Annotated in this window: 17 protein-coding genes; 16 read left to right on the forward strand and 1 reads right to left on the reverse strand. The window is 60.0% G+C overall.

Annotated features, from left to right (window positions below):
• Positions 1–215 precede the first annotated feature (215 nt).
• Together MHM85_RS12830 and MHM85_RS12835 are read left to right on the forward strand one after the other, a co-directional pair.
• Complete coding sequence (locus MHM85_RS12830; protein ID WP_239286166.1) at positions 216–626, forward strand: thiol-disulfide oxidoreductase DCC family protein; 411 nt, start codon at positions 216–218, stop codon at positions 624–626.
• Between the two features lie 192 nt (positions 627–818).
• On the forward strand, positions 819–1,508 hold the full coding sequence (locus MHM85_RS12835; RefSeq protein WP_239286164.1) for an NAD(P)H-binding protein: 690 nt from the start codon (positions 819–821) through the stop codon (positions 1,506–1,508).
• Here the strand turns inward: MHM85_RS12835 and MHM85_RS12840 are convergent.
• The gene (locus MHM85_RS12840; RefSeq protein ID WP_139528092.1) at positions 1,505–2,407 is read right to left on the reverse strand and encodes a LysR family transcriptional regulator; all 903 of its coding nucleotides are present in this window, start codon (positions 2,405–2,407) and stop codon (positions 1,505–1,507) included. The genes MHM85_RS12835 and MHM85_RS12840 overlap by 4 nt on opposite strands.
• A gap of 155 nt (positions 2,408–2,562) precedes the next feature.
• Here MHM85_RS12840 and leuC point away from each other — a divergent pair, with 155 nt between their 5' ends.
• The 14 genes from leuC to purF all read left to right on the forward strand — a co-directional run bounded on the left by leuC (position 2,563) and on the right by purF (position 18,515).
• On the forward strand, positions 2,563–4,014 hold the full coding sequence (leuC, locus tag MHM85_RS12845; protein ID WP_139528091.1) for a 3-isopropylmalate dehydratase large subunit: 1,452 nt from the start codon (positions 2,563–2,565) through the stop codon (positions 4,012–4,014).
• A gap of 3 nt (positions 4,015–4,017) precedes the next feature.
• Positions 4,018–4,665, forward strand: a complete 648-nt coding sequence (gene leuD / locus MHM85_RS12850) for a 3-isopropylmalate dehydratase small subunit (RefSeq protein ID WP_239286162.1) — start codon at positions 4,018–4,020, stop codon at positions 4,663–4,665.
• 152 nt (positions 4,666–4,817) lie between these two features.
• On the forward strand, positions 4,818–5,894 hold the full coding sequence (gene leuB, locus MHM85_RS12855) for a 3-isopropylmalate dehydrogenase (RefSeq protein WP_239286160.1): 1,077 nt from the start codon (positions 4,818–4,820) through the stop codon (positions 5,892–5,894).
• Between the two features lie 142 nt (positions 5,895–6,036).
• A complete protein-coding gene (gene asd / locus MHM85_RS12860; protein ID WP_139528088.1) occupies positions 6,037–7,149 on the forward strand; it encodes an aspartate-semialdehyde dehydrogenase in 1,113 nt (370 codons plus the stop codon).
• A gap of 254 nt (positions 7,150–7,403) precedes the next feature.
• On the forward strand, positions 7,404–9,440 hold the full coding sequence (locus MHM85_RS12865) for a FimV/HubP family polar landmark protein (RefSeq protein WP_239286158.1): 2,037 nt from the start codon (positions 7,404–7,406) through the stop codon (positions 9,438–9,440).
• Between the two features lie 30 nt (positions 9,441–9,470).
• The gene (gene truA, locus MHM85_RS12870; RefSeq protein ID WP_139528086.1) at positions 9,471–10,409 is read left to right on the forward strand and encodes a tRNA pseudouridine(38-40) synthase TruA; all 939 of its coding nucleotides are present in this window, start codon (positions 9,471–9,473) and stop codon (positions 10,407–10,409) included.
• Positions 10,406–11,041 carry a phosphoribosylanthranilate isomerase gene (locus MHM85_RS12875; RefSeq protein ID WP_139528085.1) on the forward strand — a complete coding sequence of 212 codons (636 nt, stop codon included), beginning with the start codon at positions 10,406–10,408 and terminating at the stop codon, positions 11,039–11,041. Before truA ends, MHM85_RS12875 begins: the two co-directional genes overlap by 4 nt.
• Positions 11,042–11,140: 99 nt before the next feature.
• The gene (trpB, locus tag MHM85_RS12880) at positions 11,141–12,379 is read left to right on the forward strand and encodes a tryptophan synthase subunit beta (RefSeq protein WP_139528084.1); all 1,239 of its coding nucleotides are present in this window, start codon (positions 11,141–11,143) and stop codon (positions 12,377–12,379) included.
• Positions 12,380–12,387: 8 nt separating this feature from the next.
• Positions 12,388–13,191 (forward strand): tryptophan synthase subunit alpha, encoded by an 804-nt coding sequence (gene trpA, locus MHM85_RS12885; protein ID WP_139528083.1) that lies wholly within the window; start codon positions 12,388–12,390, stop codon positions 13,189–13,191.
• Positions 13,192–13,282: 91 nt separating this feature from the next.
• Positions 13,283–14,293 carry an acetyl-CoA carboxylase, carboxyltransferase subunit beta gene (gene accD, locus MHM85_RS12890; RefSeq protein ID WP_139528082.1) on the forward strand — a complete coding sequence of 337 codons (1,011 nt, stop codon included), beginning with the start codon at positions 13,283–13,285 and terminating at the stop codon, positions 14,291–14,293.
• A complete protein-coding gene (gene folC / locus MHM85_RS12895) occupies positions 14,286–15,578 on the forward strand; it encodes a bifunctional tetrahydrofolate synthase/dihydrofolate synthase (RefSeq protein ID WP_139528081.1) in 1,293 nt (430 codons plus the stop codon). Before accD ends, folC begins: the two co-directional genes overlap by 8 nt.
• A 17-nt stretch (positions 15,579–15,595) precedes the next feature.
• A complete protein-coding gene (locus tag MHM85_RS12900; protein WP_139528080.1) occupies positions 15,596–16,291 on the forward strand; it encodes an SPOR domain-containing protein in 696 nt (231 codons plus the stop codon).
• A 2-nt stretch (positions 16,292–16,293) separates the two neighbouring features.
• Entirely contained in the window at positions 16,294–16,884 is a 591-nt protein-coding gene (locus MHM85_RS12905; RefSeq protein WP_139528079.1) for a CvpA family protein, read from the forward strand.
• Between the two features lie 110 nt (positions 16,885–16,994).
• On the forward strand, positions 16,995–18,515 hold the full coding sequence (gene purF, locus MHM85_RS12910) for an amidophosphoribosyltransferase (RefSeq protein WP_139528078.1): 1,521 nt from the start codon (positions 16,995–16,997) through the stop codon (positions 18,513–18,515).
• Positions 18,516–18,575 lie beyond the last annotated feature (60 nt).

Consider the following 18,575-nt stretch of genomic DNA (forward strand, 5'->3'; position numbering starts at 1 on the left):
ATGATTGTAGTGCCAGAGCCATTGGGTAGCATATTCTTGGTCTTCTTCGGTGATGTCGAACAGAGCGTGTGCAGGGTTATTGGGAAGTGCGGGAGCAGGACTGTTGTTGTTCTTCCGTGAGTGAAGGGATCGAAATGACTTCCGATTGGTGGTGGATGAGTAAACTCTCGACAGCTTTGTGATTTGAACGAATCAGTATCTTCCCTAGGGAGCCTATGGATAAACGGCATATCGTCATATTCGATGGTGTGTGCAACTTCTGCAGCGGTGCTGTGAAGTTCATCATACAGCGAGATCCACAGGGCATTTTTGCCTTCACCCCGATGCAGAGTGAGTTGGCCCAGGAGCTGACGGAGCGCTTCAACGTCCCCGATGTGGGCACGGACACCCTGGTGCTGATCAAGGAGGGTGAGCGTTATGTGCTCTCGGATGCTGCCCTTGAGATCGCCAGAGACCTGAAAGGGCCGTGGCGGTTCTGTCATGTATTCAAGGTTGTGCCAAGGCCGATCAGGGATGCGGCTTACAAACTATTCGCTCGGCATCGCTATCGGCTCTTTGGTAAGAAAAATGCCTGTATGGTGCCGTCAGCAGAAGTGAAGTCGCGGTTTTTGGGTGTCGATACCTGATCCGTGAGGCGGGTTTATTCATTCTAGTGCTGGTGGGGGCGTGGTTGGTGGCTTACCTTCTATCTTGGTGACGCGGCCTCGCGGGTGCCTCGCTAATCGCTCGTTACCACGCGCTACCATTTCATTCGTTGCCTACTCGCGTCATTAAGGGGCTGAGTCTGTGGCACTCACACCATAAGGAAACGGTCACCCATGTCTACCGCTATCGTTCTTGGTGCCACCGGCGCCATTGGTCAGCACCTCGTGACTCAGCTTTCCCGGCGCAATGAGGTAAAGAGCGTCATCGTCATTACCCGCCGAGAGCTGGATGTTGCCCGTGAATTTCCCCACGCGATCGCCTCCAAGCTTCAGCCTGCGCTGCTGGATTTCGAACGGTTGGAAGCTGAGGTTGCCGAGCTGTTGCCCGCCGGTGCCGTGGCGTTCGTAGCGCTGGGCACCACGAAAAAGCAGGCAGGGAGTAAAGAGGCGTTTCGCCGAGTGGATCATGGATTGGTGCTGGCGTTTGCGCGGGCGTGTAAAACGGCTGGGGTGAGTAAGTTAGGCGTGGTGACGGCGCACGGGGCCAATGCGCGCTCTTCGGTGTTTTATAACCGTGTGAAAGGCGAGGTGGAGCGGGATATTCAGGCGCTGGGGTTGCCCTGCGTGTTCTTTGCTCGGCCTTCGCTGTTATTGGGGCGGCCAGAGGATGGGCGGTTGGCGGAGACGTGGGCGAGCGCGCTGTTAGCGCCAGCGTCACGTTGGTTGCCGCGCTCGGTACGGCCGATCGAGGTGCGCGTGGTGGCGGCGGCGATGGTGGACGCGGCGTTGGGCTCAACCGACGGCCGCGCGTCGTTCGTGCTCTCGAATGCGGCCATGCACCAGGGTGAAAGCGCCCAGCGTTAATGCGTGTGGGCGGGTTGGCGGCTGTGCTCCAGCTCTTCGATCATCTTACGCGCGGCGTTGGAAAGAGTGCGGTTGGTGTGCACCAAATAGCCGAGCGGGCGATGAATGGGCGCGGTGTCTACCGGTAGCGCCACCAGCTCGCTGTCGATCATGTTTTCCGGCAGCAGGCTCCAGCCAAGCCCGACGCTGCACATCATCTTGAGCGTTTCCAAATAGTTGGTGGACATGCTCACCGGCAGGGTCAGGCCTGCTTCTTCGAAGCGCCGTTCGATCAGCGTGCGGGTAAAGGTTTTAGCCCCCGGCAAAACGCAGTTCACCTCACATAGCTCGGCCAGGCTCAGTGGTTTACCGTTCACGCGACTGCGCTGGGCAAGCGGATGGTCGCTGGCGCACACGACGCACAGGCGGTCGCGCCATAGCTCCACGACGTGAAGCTGTTCGACAGGATGGGGGGCGAGGGTGACGATGGCCATTTCCAGCGTGCCGTCCAGCACGCCCTGATAGGCCAGTTCGGAGTCCACGAAGTGTAAATCGAGCGCCACTTCCGGGTGATGCTGCGTGTACTGCTTCAACAACGGCGGCAGGCGGTGCAGGCCAATGTGGTGGCTGGTGGCAAGCGTCAGTTTGCCGCCCACTTGGCCAGAGAGATTCGCCAGCGCGCGGCGGCTATCTTCCACGGTAAACAGAATGCGCTGGGCCTTGGGCAGCAGCACGTTGCCCGCTTCGGTGAGCGCGATGCGCCGTCCAATGCGGTCGAAAAGCCGAGTGCCGAGCAGGTCTTCCAGCGTGGCGATGCGCTTGCTGACCGCAGGCTGTGTGAGATGAAGCTGTTCGGCAGCGCGGGAGAAGCTCTGGGTCTCCGCCACGGCGAGAAAGGCTTGCAGGCTTTGGGTATCCACGGCGGCTCCCTGGTTACTATTCCTATTTGGAATCTAAAGTATGAATAACATGAATTGCTTTTATGTGCGAGTCGCGTAACACTCCTGGCATGCCACAGAAGCAGCCCGCAGAGGCTGCCAACACGAACTAGCAGGGCACCGCCCAGGAGAGCCACATGTCAGGCCAAACGCTTTACGACAAACTCTGGAACCAGCATTTGGTGAAGCAGCGCGACGACGGTACGGCGCTGATCTACATCGACCGCCAACTGCTCCACGAAGTGACTTCGCCGCAAGCGTTCGAAGGCCTACGTTTGGCCAACCGTAAGCCCTGGCGTCTGGATGCCAACCTGGCCACGCCGGACCACAACGTGCCCACCACGGTGAAAGAGCGGGCCGAAGGTAACAGCGGTATCAAAGATCCGGTCTCGCTCATTCAGGTGCAAACCCTGGACGATAACTGCGTCGAGTACGGCATCGAAGAGTTCAAGATCAACGACCCGCGCCAGGGCATCGTCCACGTAGTGGGCCCTGAACAGGGGGCCACACTGCCGGGTATGACCGTGGTATGCGGTGACTCCCACACCGCCACCCACGGCGCGTTTGGCGCGTTGGCCCACGGTATCGGCACGTCGGAAGTCGAGCACGTATTGGCGACTCAGTGCCTGCTGGCGCAGAAAATGAAGAACATGCAGGTGCGCGTCGAAGGCGAGCTGGGCTTGGGTGTGACCGCAAAAGACGTGGTGTTGGCGATCATCGGTAAGATCGGCACCGCTGGTGGCACAGGCTACGCTATCGAGTTTGCGGGCAGCGCCATCGAGTCGCTCTCCATGGAAGGCCGCATGACGGTGTGCAACATGGCCATCGAAGCGGGTGCTCGCGTGGGCCTGATCGCCGTGGACGATACCACCATCGACTATCTCGCCAAACGCCCCTTCGCGCCCACTGCCGAGCAGTGGGAAGCCGCCGTGGCCGATTGGCGCAACCTGGTGTCGGATGCCGATGCCCATTTCGATAAAGTGGTGACGCTGAAAGCCGAAGAGATCGAACCGCAGGTGAGCTGGGGCACCAGCCCGGAAATGGTCACCGGAATCTCAGGCCAGGTACCCGATCCGCAAGCCGCTCTGGATGAAACCGTTCAGCGCAGTCACGCACGCGCGTTGGAGTACATGGGCCTGCAGGCGAACCAGAAGATCACCGATATCAAACTGGATAAAGTCTTCATCGGCTCCTGCACCAACTCGCGCATCGAAGACCTGCGCGAAGCCGCCAAAGTGGCGAAGGGCAACAAGGTGGCCGATTCCATCAAGCTGGCCATGGTGGTGCCGGGCTCTGGCTTGGTGAAGCGCCAAGCGGAAGCGGAAGGACTGGACAAGATCTTCATCGACGCAGGCTTCGAGTGGCGCGAGCCGGGCTGCTCCATGTGTTTGGCGATGAACGCGGACAAGCTGGGCGCAGGCGAGCACTGTGCGTCTACTTCCAACCGTAACTTCGAGGGTCGTCAGGGGTACGGCGGTCGTACTCACTTGGTGAGCCCTGCCATGGCCGCCGCCGCCGCCATTGCCGGCCACTTCGTCGACGTACGCACCTTGCCCGCCAACGATGCCACCCACGCGCAGGAGGCCTAAGCCATGAAAAAGTTCGAACGTTTTGAAGGCGTGGTCGCGCCGCTGGATCGCGCTAATGTCGATACCGACCTGATCATTCCCAAGCAGTTTTTGAAGTCCATCAAGCGCACCGGCTTTGGCGTCAACCTGTTTGACGAGCTGCGTTACTTGGATGAAGGCCAGCCGGGCCAGGATTGCTCCAAGCGCCCGCTGAACCCGGATTTCGTTTTGAACCAGCCGCGTTACCAGGGCGCTGAGGTACTGCTTGCGCGGCGTAACTTCGGTTGCGGTAGTTCCCGCGAACACGCCCCTTGGGCGCTGGAAGATTTCGGTTTCAAGGTAGTGATTGCCCCCAGCTTCGCCGACATTTTCTACAACAACGCCTTCAAGAACGGCATTTTGCTGATCACCCTGGCGGAAGAAGAAGTGGATCGCCTGTTTGCTGAAGTGGAGGCCAACGAAGGCTATCAGTTAGATATCGACCTTGAGCATCAGCGGGTGATCACGCCCAGCGGCGAAATTCTGGAGTTTGAGGTAGACGCGTTCCGCAAGCACTGTTTGCTCAACGGCTTGGACGATATCGGCATCACTCTGCAAGACGAAGACGCCATTCGCAGCTTCGAAGAGCAGCACCGCCAGCAGCGCCCGTGGTTGTTCCGCCAGCCAGCCTAGCGTCCACTCACCGAGTAATGGCAAGGGCAAGTCTATGCGAGGGTCTTTTGCCATGGATGGCAAAAGTAGCGCCCAGGGAGGGGTTCACAGCGCCCTCGCAGAGAGTTGCCATGGGCTATGAATATCTAAATTATAAGTGCTAAGGATAGAGCATGACTCATAAAGTGTTACTGCTGCCCGGTGACGGCATCGGCCCGGAAATCGCGGCTCAGGCGGCGCGGTTGTTGAAAGCCTGCCAAGAGGCGGGCTTGGATATCGAGGTAGAAGAGGGCTTGGTGGGCGGTTCCGCTTACGATGTCCACGGCGAGCCGCTGCCCGCTGAAACACTGGAAAAAGCCAAAGCCGCCAGCGCCATTCTGCTGGGTGCGGTGGGTGGCCCCAAGTGGGATAAACTCGAAGACCTTTCCAAACGCCCTGAAAAAGGCCTGCTGGGGCTGCGTAAGAATCTCGGCCTGTTCGGCAACCTTCGCCCGGCCATGCTCTACCCGCAGCTAGCCAGCGCTTCCAGCCTGAAGCCGGAGCTGGTGGCGGGCTTGGATATCATGATCGTGCGGGAACTGACCGGCGGCATATACTTCGGGCAGCCGCGCGGTATCGAAGAGCGCAACGGTGAGCGCGTGGGCTTCAACACCTATGTCTACTCCGAAAGCGAAATCGAGCGCATTGGCCGCGTCGCGTTCGAGATGGCCCAGAAGCGCGGCAAGAAGCTCTGCTCGGTAGATAAAGCCAACGTACTAGAAGTCACCATTCTGTGGCGTGAGGTCATGGAGCGGCTGGCGCCGGAGTATCCGGACGTCGAGCTGTCCCACATGTACGTGGACAACGCTGCCATGCAGCTGGTGCGCGCGCCGAAGCAGTTCGATGTGGTGGTGACCGGCAACATGTTCGGCGACATTCTCTCCGATGCCGCCGCCATGCTGACAGGCTCCATTGGCATGTTGCCATCTGCCTCGCTCAACGAGAGCGGGCAGGGCATGTACGAACCGTGCCATGGCAGCGCGCCGGATATCGCGGGCCAAAACATCGCCAACCCGCTGGCCATGATGCTCTCCGTGGCGATGATGCTGCGTTACTCGCTCAATGAAACGGCGATGGCCGAGCGGATCGAAGCCGCCGTCGGTAGCGTGTTGGACGACGGCTTGCGCACTGCCGATATCGCCTCTGAAGGCATGAAGCGCGTCTCGACGATCGAGATGGGGGACGCAGTACTCGCGGCGTTCGAGCGTTAACAAGCATAAAGCGAGCTTGCTAACTAATTGATTCACCTCGTTGCTTTGTAAACAGACCGCGTCGGCCGCCCTTAGGGGTGGCCGACGTCGTGTCTGATATGTGTGTATAATATAGGTCTCATTCTTTGTTGGAGGACTTCACATGTTGAAAGTCGGTTTCGTGGGATGGCGTGGCATGGTTGGCTCGGTGCTGATGCAGCGCATGCAGGAAGAGGGTGATTTCAACGGCATCGAGCCGATCTTTTTCACCACTTCTCAAGTCGGCCAGCCGGGTCCCGATATCGGCGTGGACGTGCCTCCGCTGAAAGATGCGTTTGCGCTGGACGACTTGAAAGCTCTGGACGTCATCGTGACCTGCCAAGGCGGTGACTACACCAAGAAAGTCTACGGCGACCTGCGTAACGACGGCTGGAAAGGCTACTGGATCGATGCCGCCAGCACCCTGCGGATGGACGATGACGCTACTATCGTTCTCGATCCGGTGAACCGCAACGTCATCAACGACCAGCTTGCCAAAGGTGCGAAAACCTTCGTTGGTGGTAACTGCACCGTGAGCCTGATGCTCATGGGCTTGGGCGGTCTGTTCGAAGCCGATATGGTCGAGTGGATGACCTCCATGACCTATCAGGCGGCGTCAGGCTCCGGCGCCAAGCACATGCGTGAGCTGCTCAACCAGATGGGCCAACTGCGTGACAGCGTTTCCAGCGAGCTGGCCGACCCGGCGAGCGCGATTCTGGACATCGACCGCAAAGTGACCGCTGCCATGCGCGGTGGCGACTTCCCCACCGACAACTTTGCTGCGCCGCTGGCGGGCAGCCTGCTGCCGTGGATCGATACCAAGTTGGATAGCGGCCAAAGCCGCGAAGAGTGGAAGGGTAGCGTCGAGACCAACAAGATCCTGGGTCTCGACAATAACCCGATCCCCATCGATGGTCTTTGCGTGCGTATCGGTGCCATGCGCTCCCACAGCCAGGCGTTCACCATCAAGCTGAAGCAGGACGTTCCGCTGGATGAGATCGAAGAGCGCATCGCCAAGCATAACGAGTGGGTCAAGCTCATCCCCAACGAGAAAGACGCCACCATTGCGGGCCTGACGCCTGCGGCGGCGACGGGTACGCTGCAAGTGCCGGTTGGTCGCCTACGCAAGCTGAAAATGGGCGGTGAATACCTCTCTGCCTTCAGTGTGGGTGACCAGCTGCTGTGGGGCGCTGCAGAACCGCTCAAGCGCATGCTGAAAATTTTGCGCGAGCAGTAAGTGTCCGCGCGTGGGCGCTGCACTTGCATCGCTACAAAGCGCTAGACCATAAGAGGGAAGCTGTTCGCAGCTTCCCTTTTTTTGTCGTATGCCGCGTTCTCACTCCTGGGCTCATAAAAACGGCTTATGCAAAAAGGTGCGTTGAACCTAGCGTCATGGTAAATACGTTATGATAAGAACGAACTAACATAGCTCGTGGCGAACAGGCATGACGCTTGCCAGGAGCCAGGGAATGGAAGGCAGTAGGGGCCGAGATGAACAAAAAGCTGGCATGGTTGTTGTGGCTGCCGCTGAGCGCCGTGAGTCCGTTGGCTTTGGCCGTAGGGCTGGGGCAAGCCACCGTAAACTCAACGCTGCAGGCGCCGTTAGATGCCAGCGTGCCGCTCGTGAACGCCAGCGATGTGGTATTGGACGACGTACGCGTCGAGATAGCCGATGCTTCCGCTTTCCGCGCGCTAGGTTTGGAGTGGTCCCCGCTTGCGGCCAGCGTGCGCACCGAGCTTCAGCGCCTGCCTTCAGGCGCTCGGCTGGTACTGCGTTCCGATCAAGCGGTGAATGAGCCGTGGTTGGATCTGCTGGTCACCCTCATTACGCCCGAAGGGCGACGCACGGAAGCCCTGACGCTTCTCTTCGATCCGCCTAACTATGCTGCCAGCACCGCGTCCGCTGCGGGGGCTACGCCGACGGTCTCATCGGCACCTTCGTCTGCGCCGCCATCCGTAGCCGCTTCTCGACCCAGCAGCGCCGCCCGTGACATCGCCTATGTGGCCAGCGGTGACACGCTTTGGGGCGTGGCGGCCCGTATCAAGCCTGCAGACGTTAGCGTCCAACAGATGATGGTGGCGCTGGTGGATGCGAATCCGACGGCATTCCCCACCGGCAACGTCGACGACATGCGTGCAGGCCAGACACTCAACGTGCCGAGTCGAGAGCAATTGATGGCTCGCTCGCCTGCCCAGGCCGCGCAAGCGATTCAATCGATGCGTCAGTCGTCTTCCGAGCCCTCTACCGTGCCGCCCTCAAACAATGCCCCGGCCTCCCAGCCGTCGGCTGAGACGGCAAGTGAGGTGGCGGCCTCCTCCGCTCCCAACACTGGCTCGCCCGACAGCGCACCTGTGGCGACCGTGCAAGAGGGCGAGCTGGCGGGCTTGACCCTTAACGATCTAGCCGAACAACTGCTAGAAAGCCAGGCCATGTTGCAAACTCTGCTCGATGAGCGTGAAGCCATGCGTGCTGAGATGGCCGCGCTGCGCCAGGAGGTTGCCTCGTTGACGGAGGCGCTGAGTGCCTCTCAACAAGAGACTCGTCGAGCGCTGGCGGCGGCCGAAGCACGTGGAGCGGAGCCTAGCTCGCCCGATATTCAAGCGGTCTCGTCTCCCGTTGCTGCGGATACGCCCGCGGGCGCTTCTGCCAGCCCCAGCATCATCGAGCGGATGGAGCAATATCAGTGGCCACTCGCCAGCGTGGCCTTGGCCCTGCTGCTGGGCGCGCTGATTTGGTCACGTAAGCGCCGTGAGCGGCAGTGGGAGGATGCGCCCGCTCCCATGGGTATCAACGCCGATGTCACGCCCTCCAAGCGTACCGAGCCAGGGATGGCTTCTTCGGCCAACGCGGCCCCGATGGCGTCGTCAGTGCCGCCCGAGGCTTCCCTCTATACGCCGCCGCGCACCGACTCCGCCGTGCCGTCGAGCCACGCTGGATCAGCAGCGTCGGAGGAAACGGGCGGGCCTGACGAGCGCGTCGCAACCGATGACGATGGCCCCGGCCATCACACTGGCAAACGGGCGCCTGACCATTTGGAGCATGGGGATTTTGAGCCTCAGCCTCGTGAGCCGAGCGATCATGAGCCGTTATACCGTGAACCGTCCTACCCTGAGACAACTGATGACGAGACTATCACGGGCGATGAGCGCGACGAATTACGATATGCGGCTGATCAGTATGATGACGCTCCTCTCACGGCGGTGTCCGAGGAGGATGAGGCCGCGCTGGAAGCCGCTTTCCTAGACACCCCAGAGCCTGTCGATCAGATGGCGTCTGATGCGTCCATGCAAGCGTCCATGCAAGAGACCGGTGAGCCACCGTTACAGGACGAGGATCGTGCGCACTACATCGATTACCATCCGCCATCACTGACCCGCGAGGCATCAGGCGGCGAGGAAGGGGCAGACGACCAAGCAGGCGCGAGGTCGTCGCAAGAGAGCCGCGTGGCGCAGCCCCCCCGTGTGCCGGAAGAGGAGTGGGACATCGAAGAGGTGGCATTCGAGCCGCGACGTCGGGATAATAGCTAGTCTTCAATACTCTCCAAATGACGTGGCTCGATGACGCTGTTCTACCACTTTGATGAGACACAACCGCTAGCGGGCCGCTTGGCGATGGGCGTCGAGTACGATGGCTCTCGCTTTTGCGGCTTTCAGCGGCTCAAGCACGCGGCCTCCGTTCAGCAGGCCATCGAGGATGCGCTGGCCAAAGTGGCCGGTGCACCGGTGCATATTTACGCCAGTGGGCGTACCGACTCCGGCGTTCATGCCACCCGGCAAGTCATCCACTTCGATCCCCCGGCCCAGCGCACTGAGAAAGCGTGGATTTTTGGCGCCAACACCAATTTGCCCAGGGATGTGGCAGTACGCTGGGTGAAGCCGGTATCCGATGACTTCCACTCCCGTCTGGGCGCGCTGGCGCGTCGCTATCGCTATATTTTCTTGAACCAAATCAGTCGCCCCGTGCTAGAGCGCGCCAACGTGACCTGGTGCCGTGACCCGTTGGATGCCGATGCCATGCACCGTGCGGCCCAAGCGCTGGTAGGTGAACACGACTTCAGCAGCTTTCGCGCCGCCGGGTGTCAATCGAAAACCCCTTGGCGGCAGATGCACTTTGTGGAAGTGAAGCGCTACGGCCCGCTGGTGGTGATCGACATTCAAGGCAATGCCTTTTTGCATCATATGATTCGCAACATTGCCGGTGCCCTGGCAAGCGTAGGCCGTGGCGCCCAGGACGAAGGCCATATTGCGCGCCTACTGGCGCTGAAAAACCGCCGCCAGGGCGATGTCACGGCGCCTGCTTGCGGCCTGCATTTCGTCGACTCCATCTATGACGAGCGTTTCGAGCTGCCCAAAGAGCCGGTTGGGCCGAACCTGTTGGCCTTCACCGGCGAGTGGACCGGCGAGCGGGTGCTGCCCGACAGCCCTCGTGTTGCCGCACGTCGGCGGCTCACGTTCTCCAAACAGGCCCATCCGCAGCATCAGGAGACATCCTTATGACGCTGAGCGTAACGCGCACGCGCATCAAGTTCTGTGGGTTGACGCGTCCGGCGGATATCGACCGGGCGGTGGCGCTTGGCGTCGATGCGCTGGGCTTCGTCATGTGGCCGCAAAGCCGCCGGAGCATCACGCCAGAAACGCTGGCGACGCTGGCGGCGCAGGTGCCTGCCTTCGTAACGCGGGTCGGGCTTTTTGTCGATCAGTCCGCAGAGTTCATCGAGCAGTGCCTGCCGCACTTGGATTTGATCCAGTTCCATGGGGAGGAGTCGGCGGCGTTCTGCGAGCAGTTTGGTCGGCCTTGGATCAAAGCGTTACGCATGCGCGACGGGCTTGATTTACACGACGCCGCGACGATCTATGGCGGTGCCCAAGCGCTGCTGTTGGATGCCTATCGACCCGGTGTACCAGGTGGAACTGGTGAGACCTTCGATTGGTCTAGAATCCCCGCAACCCTGGCAAAACCTGTTATTCTCGCCGGTGGACTGACCGCCGATAACATTGCCAGGGCGGTCAACGACGTGGCGCCGTATGCGGTCGATGTGTCGGGCGGTATCGAGGCATCTCCCGGCGTGAAAGAGGCCGACTCGATGGCCGCTTTCGTTCGCCACGTGGCGCAGGCTGACATCCGCTAAACGTGCTTGCGCGCACGCACTTTTCGATGCGCTTCCCACCGGTCGTGGGCGAGCCAGACACTATTCATTCATTTGCCTTTTCTGGCGATCTCGTGAGGTATGCCTGTGACTGTCTCAGCAACAGAAACCAAGTTCAGCGACCTGACCCGAATGCCGGATGCCCGCGGTCATTTTGGCCCCTACGGCGGCCGGTTCGTGTCAGAAACCCTTAGCTTTGCTCTTGAAGAACTGGAGCAAATCTACCTCAGCCTGCGCGACGACCCGGATTTCCAAGCCGAATTCGATCGTGACTTAGCTTACTACGTGGGCCGTCCGTCGCCGCTGTATCATGCCAAGCGCTGGTCTGACTCGCTGGGCGGGGCACAAATTTGGTTGAAACGTGAAGACCTCAATCACACCGGTGCTCACAAGGTGAACAACACCATCGGTCAGGCGCTGCTGGCGAAAAAAACCGGCAAGCCTCGGGTGATTGCCGAAACCGGCGCTGGCCAGCACGGCGTGGCGACCGCCACCGTCGCCGCCCGACTCGGGTTGGAGTGTGACGTGTACATGGGGGCGGAAGACGTGCAGCGTCAAAAGCTCAATGTTTACCGCATGCGCTTGCTGGGTGCCCGGGTCATTCCGGTGGAGTCGGGCACGCGGACGCTGAAAGACGCCATGAACGAAGCCCTGCGCGACTGGGTCACCAACGTCGATAACACCTTCTACATCATCGGCACCGTGGCGGGCCCGCACCCATACCCGCAGCTGGTGCGCGACTTCAATGCCGTGGTAGGTCGCGAAGCTCGCCGTCAGTCGCTGGAACAGATTGGCTGTTTGCCGGATGCGCTGATCGCCTGTGTCGGGGGTGGTTCCAACGCGCTGGGGCTGTTCTACCCGTTCGTCGAGGATGACGCCGTGGCGATGTATGGCGTGGAGGCCGGAGGCGATGGGGTCGAGACGGGCCGTCACGCTGCACCGCTATCCTCGAATGCGCCACGCGGCGTGCTGCACGGTAACCGAACCTATCTGATGTCCGACGAGGGCGGGCAAGTGTCGGACACGCACTCCATTTCGGCGGGCCTGGATTATCCCGGCGTTGGCCCCGAGCACTCGCTGTGGAAAGACGTCGGCCGGGTCAACTACGTGGCTGCGAACGACAAAGAAGTGCTGGAAGCGTTCCGCGAGCTGACCCACATGGAGGGCATCATGCCCGCGCTGGAATCGGCCCATGCGTTGGCCCATGCCAAGGTGCTGGCGCCCACCATGCGCCCAGACCAGCATATCGTGGTGAATCTCTCGGGTCGCGGTGATAAAGACATCATGACCGTGGCGAAAATCGACGGCATCGAGTTTTAAGGGCGAGCATGAATCGTATTGACCAGCGTTTTGCAGAGTTGAAACAGCAGGGCCGTAAAGCCCTCATTCCCTACATCACCGCAGGCGACCCTGCACCGCAGTATACCGTGGGCTTCATGCATGCCCTGGTGGAAGCAGGGGCCGATGTGATCGAGCTGGGCGTGCCGTTTTCCGACCCCATGGCCGATGGCCCGGTGATTCAGAAAGCCTGCGAGCGGGCGCTCAAACAGGGCACTCGTTTGGTGGACCTGCTGGAAATGGTGGCCGAGTTTCGTCAAACCGATACCACCACCCCCATCGTCTTGATGGGGTATCTGAATCCCATCGAGCGCATCGGTTATGACGTGTTTGCTGACAAAGCGGCAAGCGTCGGTGTGGATGGCGTCCTGGTGGTGGATATGCCGCCCGAAGAGGCCGACGAGTTCGGCCCGCTGTTGAAAGCACGTGACTTGGCGGCGATTTTCTTGGTTGCGCCTACCACTTCCCATGCCCGTGCCGCTACAATATGCGCCCACGGTGAGGGCTACCTTTATTATGTTTCGCTGAAAGGCGTCACCGGTGCGGCTACGTTGAACGCTGAAGACGTGGCCGAGCACCTTGCACCATTGCGCGATATGACCGATCTACCGCTTTGCGTCGGGTTTGGTATTCGCGATGGTGTGACGGCTGCCGAAGTGGCAAAAGTCGCCGACGGCGTCATCGTAGGCAGTGCATTGGTGAACCGTATTGCCGATAGCGTCGATGCGCCTGAAACGATTGCCGGGCAATTGAAAAGCGTGCTAGCAGACATGCGCACCGCCATGGACGCCTAAGCGCGTTCCTCATCGTCTACACTGAATCGATTGACGACACTCATCAGGCTTGGCGTGGCCAAGCCTTGACGTACACGGAAGCCTTTTTGATATGAGCTGGTTAGACAAGATCGTGCCCTCCATGGGGCGTATCCAGCGTAAAGACCGTCGTGCCAGCGTGCCCGACGGCCTCTGGCGTAAATGTCCCAAGTGTGAAGCGGTTCTCTACCTACCTGAGCTAGAGAAGCATCACAGCGTCTGCCCCAAGTGTGAGCACCACCTACGCTTGACGGCACGCAAACGCTTGGACTGGTTCCTGGATAAACAGGGGCGCGAAGAGATCGCGGCAGAGATCGAGCCGAACGACCGCCTGAAATTCCGCGATTCCAAGAAGTACAAAGACCGTCTGACCGCTGCGCAAAAAGAGACCGGCGAGAAAGATGCGCTGGTCGCGATGCGCGGCGAGCTGGAAGGTTTGCCGATCGTTGCCGTGGCATTCGAGTTCACTTTCATGGGCGGCTCCATGGGTGCCGTAGTGGGCGAGAAATTCGTTCGCGCGGCGACCATCGCCCTCGAAGAGGGCATTCCACTGGTCTGCTTTGCCGCATCGGGCGGTGCACGGATGCAAGAAGCGTTGTTCTCGCTGATGCAGATGGCAAAAACGTCGGCAGCCCTCGAGAAGCTCAAGCAGGCGGGCGTTCCCTATATTTCGGTATTGACCGATCCTGTATTTGGCGGCGTATCGGCCTCTTTGGCGATGCTGGGCGACTTGAACATCGCCGAGCCGAATGCACTGATCGGTTTTGCGGGCCCCCGAGTGATCGAACAGACCGTACGAGAGACGTTGCCGGAAGGCTTCCAGCGCAGCGAATTCTTGCTGGAGCACGGTACGGTCGACATGATCGTTCACCGCCACGACATGCGCGCACGGGTAGGCGGCGTACTGCGTAAGCTCACGCATCAAAGCGCTCGCCCGGTAAACGATGAATCGTCAGACGCCGAGGTGGTAGAGCCGGTCGTGAATGAAGAGCAGTTGGCCGATGCCGCTGAAGCACCTGCCAAAAGCACGGGTAATGCAGAGGCGCGTCCTGCATCGAGCGATGACGCGTCACGCAATGCCTAATACGTTAGCGGAGTGGCTTGATTACCTGGAATCCCTGCATCCCGTTGGGATCGATATGGGGCTTGAGCGGGTGTCGCTGGTCGCCGAACGTATGGGGCTGTTGGATCGCCCCATCGCCAAGCGAACCATCACCGTGGCAGGCACCAACGGCAAGGGATCGACGCTTGCCATGATCGATGCGTTGGCACGTGGCCACGGCTTGCGTACGGGGACTTATACCTCTCCCCATCTATTACGTTACAACGAGCGCGTGACCGTCGACGGTCGTGAAGCCAGCGATAAACGCTTGGTCGAAGGTTTTCAGCAGGTTGAAGTCGCGCGTCTTCAAGCGCCTGCCGTCAGCCTGACCTATTTCGAAGCTGGCACGCTTTGCGCGCTATGGTGTTTGGCACAGGCCGATTTGGACTTGGCCGTGCTGGAAGTTGGCTTGGGTGGACGTTTGGATGCGGTGAACATCATCGATGCAGACGTGGCAATCGTTACGACCATTGCGCTGGATCACGCCAACTTTCTCGGCACGGATATCGAGCAAATTGGCCGCGAAAAGGCCGGGATCTTTCGGCCGCTCAAACCCGCAGTGCTGGGTAGTCAGTCTCTGCCCGCAAGCGTGCTCGACTCGGCGATTGCCATCGCTGCTCAAAGCTACGTATTAGGGGCGGCGTTTAGCCATAGCGCAGGTGACGTTGCTGGGGCGCCCTGGTGTTGGCACGGTTTGGCCACCGATGGTGGGACGCTTTCGTTGGACGGTCTGCCGGATCCTGGGCTTCCGATCGACAATGCAGCCACGGCACTGCAGGCGTTGACACTGGCGGGGGTCACGCTGCACGTCGATACCGTACGCAAAGCGCTCCGGACGGTCACGCTGTCTGGGCGGATGCAGTGGGTAGGGCAGTGGTGTTTGGATGTGGGCCATAATCCTCACGCCGCTCAGTACGTTGCTCGCCGCTTACCGTCACCCCCTAAGCGCGGCCGCCAGTGGGCCCTGATTGGCATGCTGAACGATAAGGATGCCGACGGGGTCATCCAAGCGCTGTTACCCCGAGTGACCGATTGGGTGTGTGTGACTCTTGCCGGGGAGCGTGGCCGCACGGCGGCGGAGTTAGCCGAACGTATTACGTCGCTGGGCGGACACGTGTATGATTGCGCCGACTCCCCCGCGGCGGGAGCTGCCAAGCTTGCCAAGCAGCTCGCCCCAGAAGACCGCGTGCTAGCCACTGGCTCTTTCTTCACGGTGGCTGAGTTATTGGCCATGCCGCTGCCGCAAGCCATGCTGTCAGCGCGTTAAGCTCGATGGAGAGGGATATGAAATACGGTAAAACGGAACGCATTAGTGGCATCGTGATACTGCTGGCGCTACTGGCGATTGTCGTCCCTTGGTTGATGAGTGACCCTGCCCCTCGGGAAGAGCGCCCTCAGCCGACCTTCGTCATCGAGCAGCCCGTGGACGTCGCTCGCCAAGAGGTACCCGCACCACAAATGCCCGAATCCATCGCGACGCCCGCTCCCTCCGAACCCGTTGAAACGGATGAAGCGCTCGAAGAGCCCATTGACGAGATGCCTCGTGCACCGCAAACCGATCAAGTCGTTCGCGCCGAAACCTCGTCGACGAATCCGGGGACGTCCGAACCGGCGTCCTCTTCATCAGCGCCAGAACCAGCCTCTCCACCGCAAGAGGATCCGATCGCCGCTTTGGTGGCTGCCAACGAGAGCCGAAATAGCAGCAACGGTAACACCCGTAGCGCTTCTTCGGGCCCGGCTGCCCAGCAGCAGGGTGAGTGGGCCGTTCAGGTGGGTAGTTTTGGTGATACCGCGAACGCGCAACGTATTAGTGATCAGCTCAGTGGGGAAGGCTTTCGTGTCTTTCAGCGCGCGCGTGACAATAACCTGACCACGGTTCTCGTTGGTCCTTACGCCACCTCCGAAGATGGTGAAGAAGCCATGGCGCTCATCAAGCAGCGAATCAATGTTCAAGGTTTGCTCGTGCGAGTAAGAGATTGACCATGGCTTTGACTTGGATCGATGCTCTGTTTCTAGCGGTTCTTGCGCTATCCATGCTGGCGGGGTTCGTGCGTGGCTTCGTACGTGAATCGTTGGGTTTGGCGGCCTGGGTAGTGGCGCTGATGGTGGCGCGCGTGCTGGCTGAGCCGGTGGCCGAGCTAATGAGCGGCTTTATCGATAGTTTCGATGCCCGTTTAGTGTTGGCGTTCGTGCTGGTGATTTTTGCCGTCATCCTATTATGTGGCATCGTCATCCGCGTGGTGCACGCGGCCGTCGAGTGGGTAGGCATGGGCCTACTGAATCGTTTTGCAGGGGCCGCGTTCGGTGTCGCCCGAGGGGCAGTGATTCTGCTGGTGGCCACCGTGTTGATCACGTTGACGCCCCTGGCAGAGTTACAAGCGTGGCAGCAGGCTTCGTTGAGGCCCACGTTCGTCGAGCTGCGCGATTGGGCGGTCAGTCAGCTCGACCAGTGGGAGCGCGAACTGCCCACGCCTCCCGAGTCGCTGCGCGATATTTCGCTACCCGAGCTGCGTCGCCCGCAGCCAACGCTCCCGTCAACCGGATCGGCGGACGAAGACTCGGGCGCGCTATAAAGGGTGTTTGAATTCTCTTCACTGGCGCCCTGGGCGGTGCCAGTGTTTATCCGTTAGATGAACGTCGGGCTTGCGTCCGTAAGCCATGGTATCAAAGCGAGGTAACAGGAATGTGCGGTATAGTGGGCCTTCTGGCCAAGCAGGCGGTAAATCAGGGAATCTACGATGCCCTGACCGTACTTCAGCATCGGGGCCAGGACGCTGCCGGCATGATGACTTGGAGCGAGGGACGCTTCTTACTGCGCAAGAGTAACGGCTTAGTTCGTGACGTTTTCCATACCCGCCACATGGCACGCCTGAAGGGTAATCTGGGCATTGGGCACGTCCGTTATCCCACGGCTGGCTCTTCTAGCGAGGCCGAATCGCAGCCTTTCTACGTTAACTCCCCCTACGGTATCGCGCTTGCGCACAACGGTAACCTGACCAACTCCGAGCAGTTGAAGCAGGAGCTGTTTTCGACCGATCTTCGCCACATCAACACCAGCTCCGACTCCGAGGTGCTGCTGAACGTGTTTGCCCATGAGCTGGGCAAACAGGGCCTGCATCTTGAAGCAGAAGACATTTTCGATGCCGTTCGTAGAGTGCACCGGCGCTGCAAAGGCGGCTACGCGGCGGTCGCGATCATCAATGGCTTTGGCATGGTGGCGTTTCGCGACCCCCACGGCATCCGTCCGGTCGTCTTCGGTACCCGTCAAAATGCCGATGGCCAGGAGGTGATGATTGCCTCTGAATCCGTGGCGTTGGACGTTGGCGGCTTCGAGCTCGAGCGCGATCTGGCTCCTGGTGAGGCGATTTTCGTCGATATGCAAGGCCAGGTGCACACTCAGGTTTGCGCGGATCGCCCTCAGCTTCGCTCGTGCATTTTCGAACACGTCTACCTCGCGCGCCCCGACTCGATTCTGGACGGCGCCTACGTGTATGGCACACGCATGCAGATGGGGCGCAAGCTGGGCGACCGCATTCTGAACGAATGGCCGGACCACGATATCGACGTGGTCATCCCGATTCCCGATACCTCGCGGACCTCGGCACTCGAAATGGCGCAGCATCTCGGCGTGACCTACCGCGAAGGTTTCATGAAAAACCGCTATATTGGCCGTACCTTCATCATGCCGGGGCAGACCCAGCGCAAGAAGTCGGTGCGCCAAAAATTGAACGCGATCGATGTAGAGTTCAAAGGCAAGAACGTACTGCTGGTTGACGACTCCATCGTTCGGGGCACCACCTGTAAACAGATCATTCAGATGGCTCGCGATGCCGGGGCCCGCAAGGTCTACTTTGCCTCGGCAGCGCCGCCCGTGCGCTACCCCAACGTCTATGGGATCGATATGCCGGCGGCCACCGAGCTCATCGCCCACGGGCGTACCGAGGACGAAGTCGGCCAGTTGATTGGTGCGGACCGCATTTTCTATCAAGATCTGGAAGATTTGAAAGACGCCTGCCGTGAAGTGAATCCTGATATGGAAGCCTTCGACTGCTCGGTGTTCGATGGTAACTACGTGACCGGCGACATCGACGATGCCTATCTGGCCGTTTTGGAGGCGAGCCGGAATGATGCGGCGAAAGATCAGAGCGCGGGTGACCACGCGCTGGTCGATATGCATAATCAAGACGATGATCTGGACGATTGAGCGTGATGCTCTGCGGTGACGAGGTCATCGTAGGCATTCGGTTTGGTTGATGTGCACACG

Origin of the sequence: Halomonas sp. McD50-4, assembly GCF_022348135.1 — a bacterium.
Lineage (GTDB): Bacteria > Pseudomonadota > Gammaproteobacteria > Pseudomonadales > Halomonadaceae > Vreelandella > Vreelandella piezotolerans.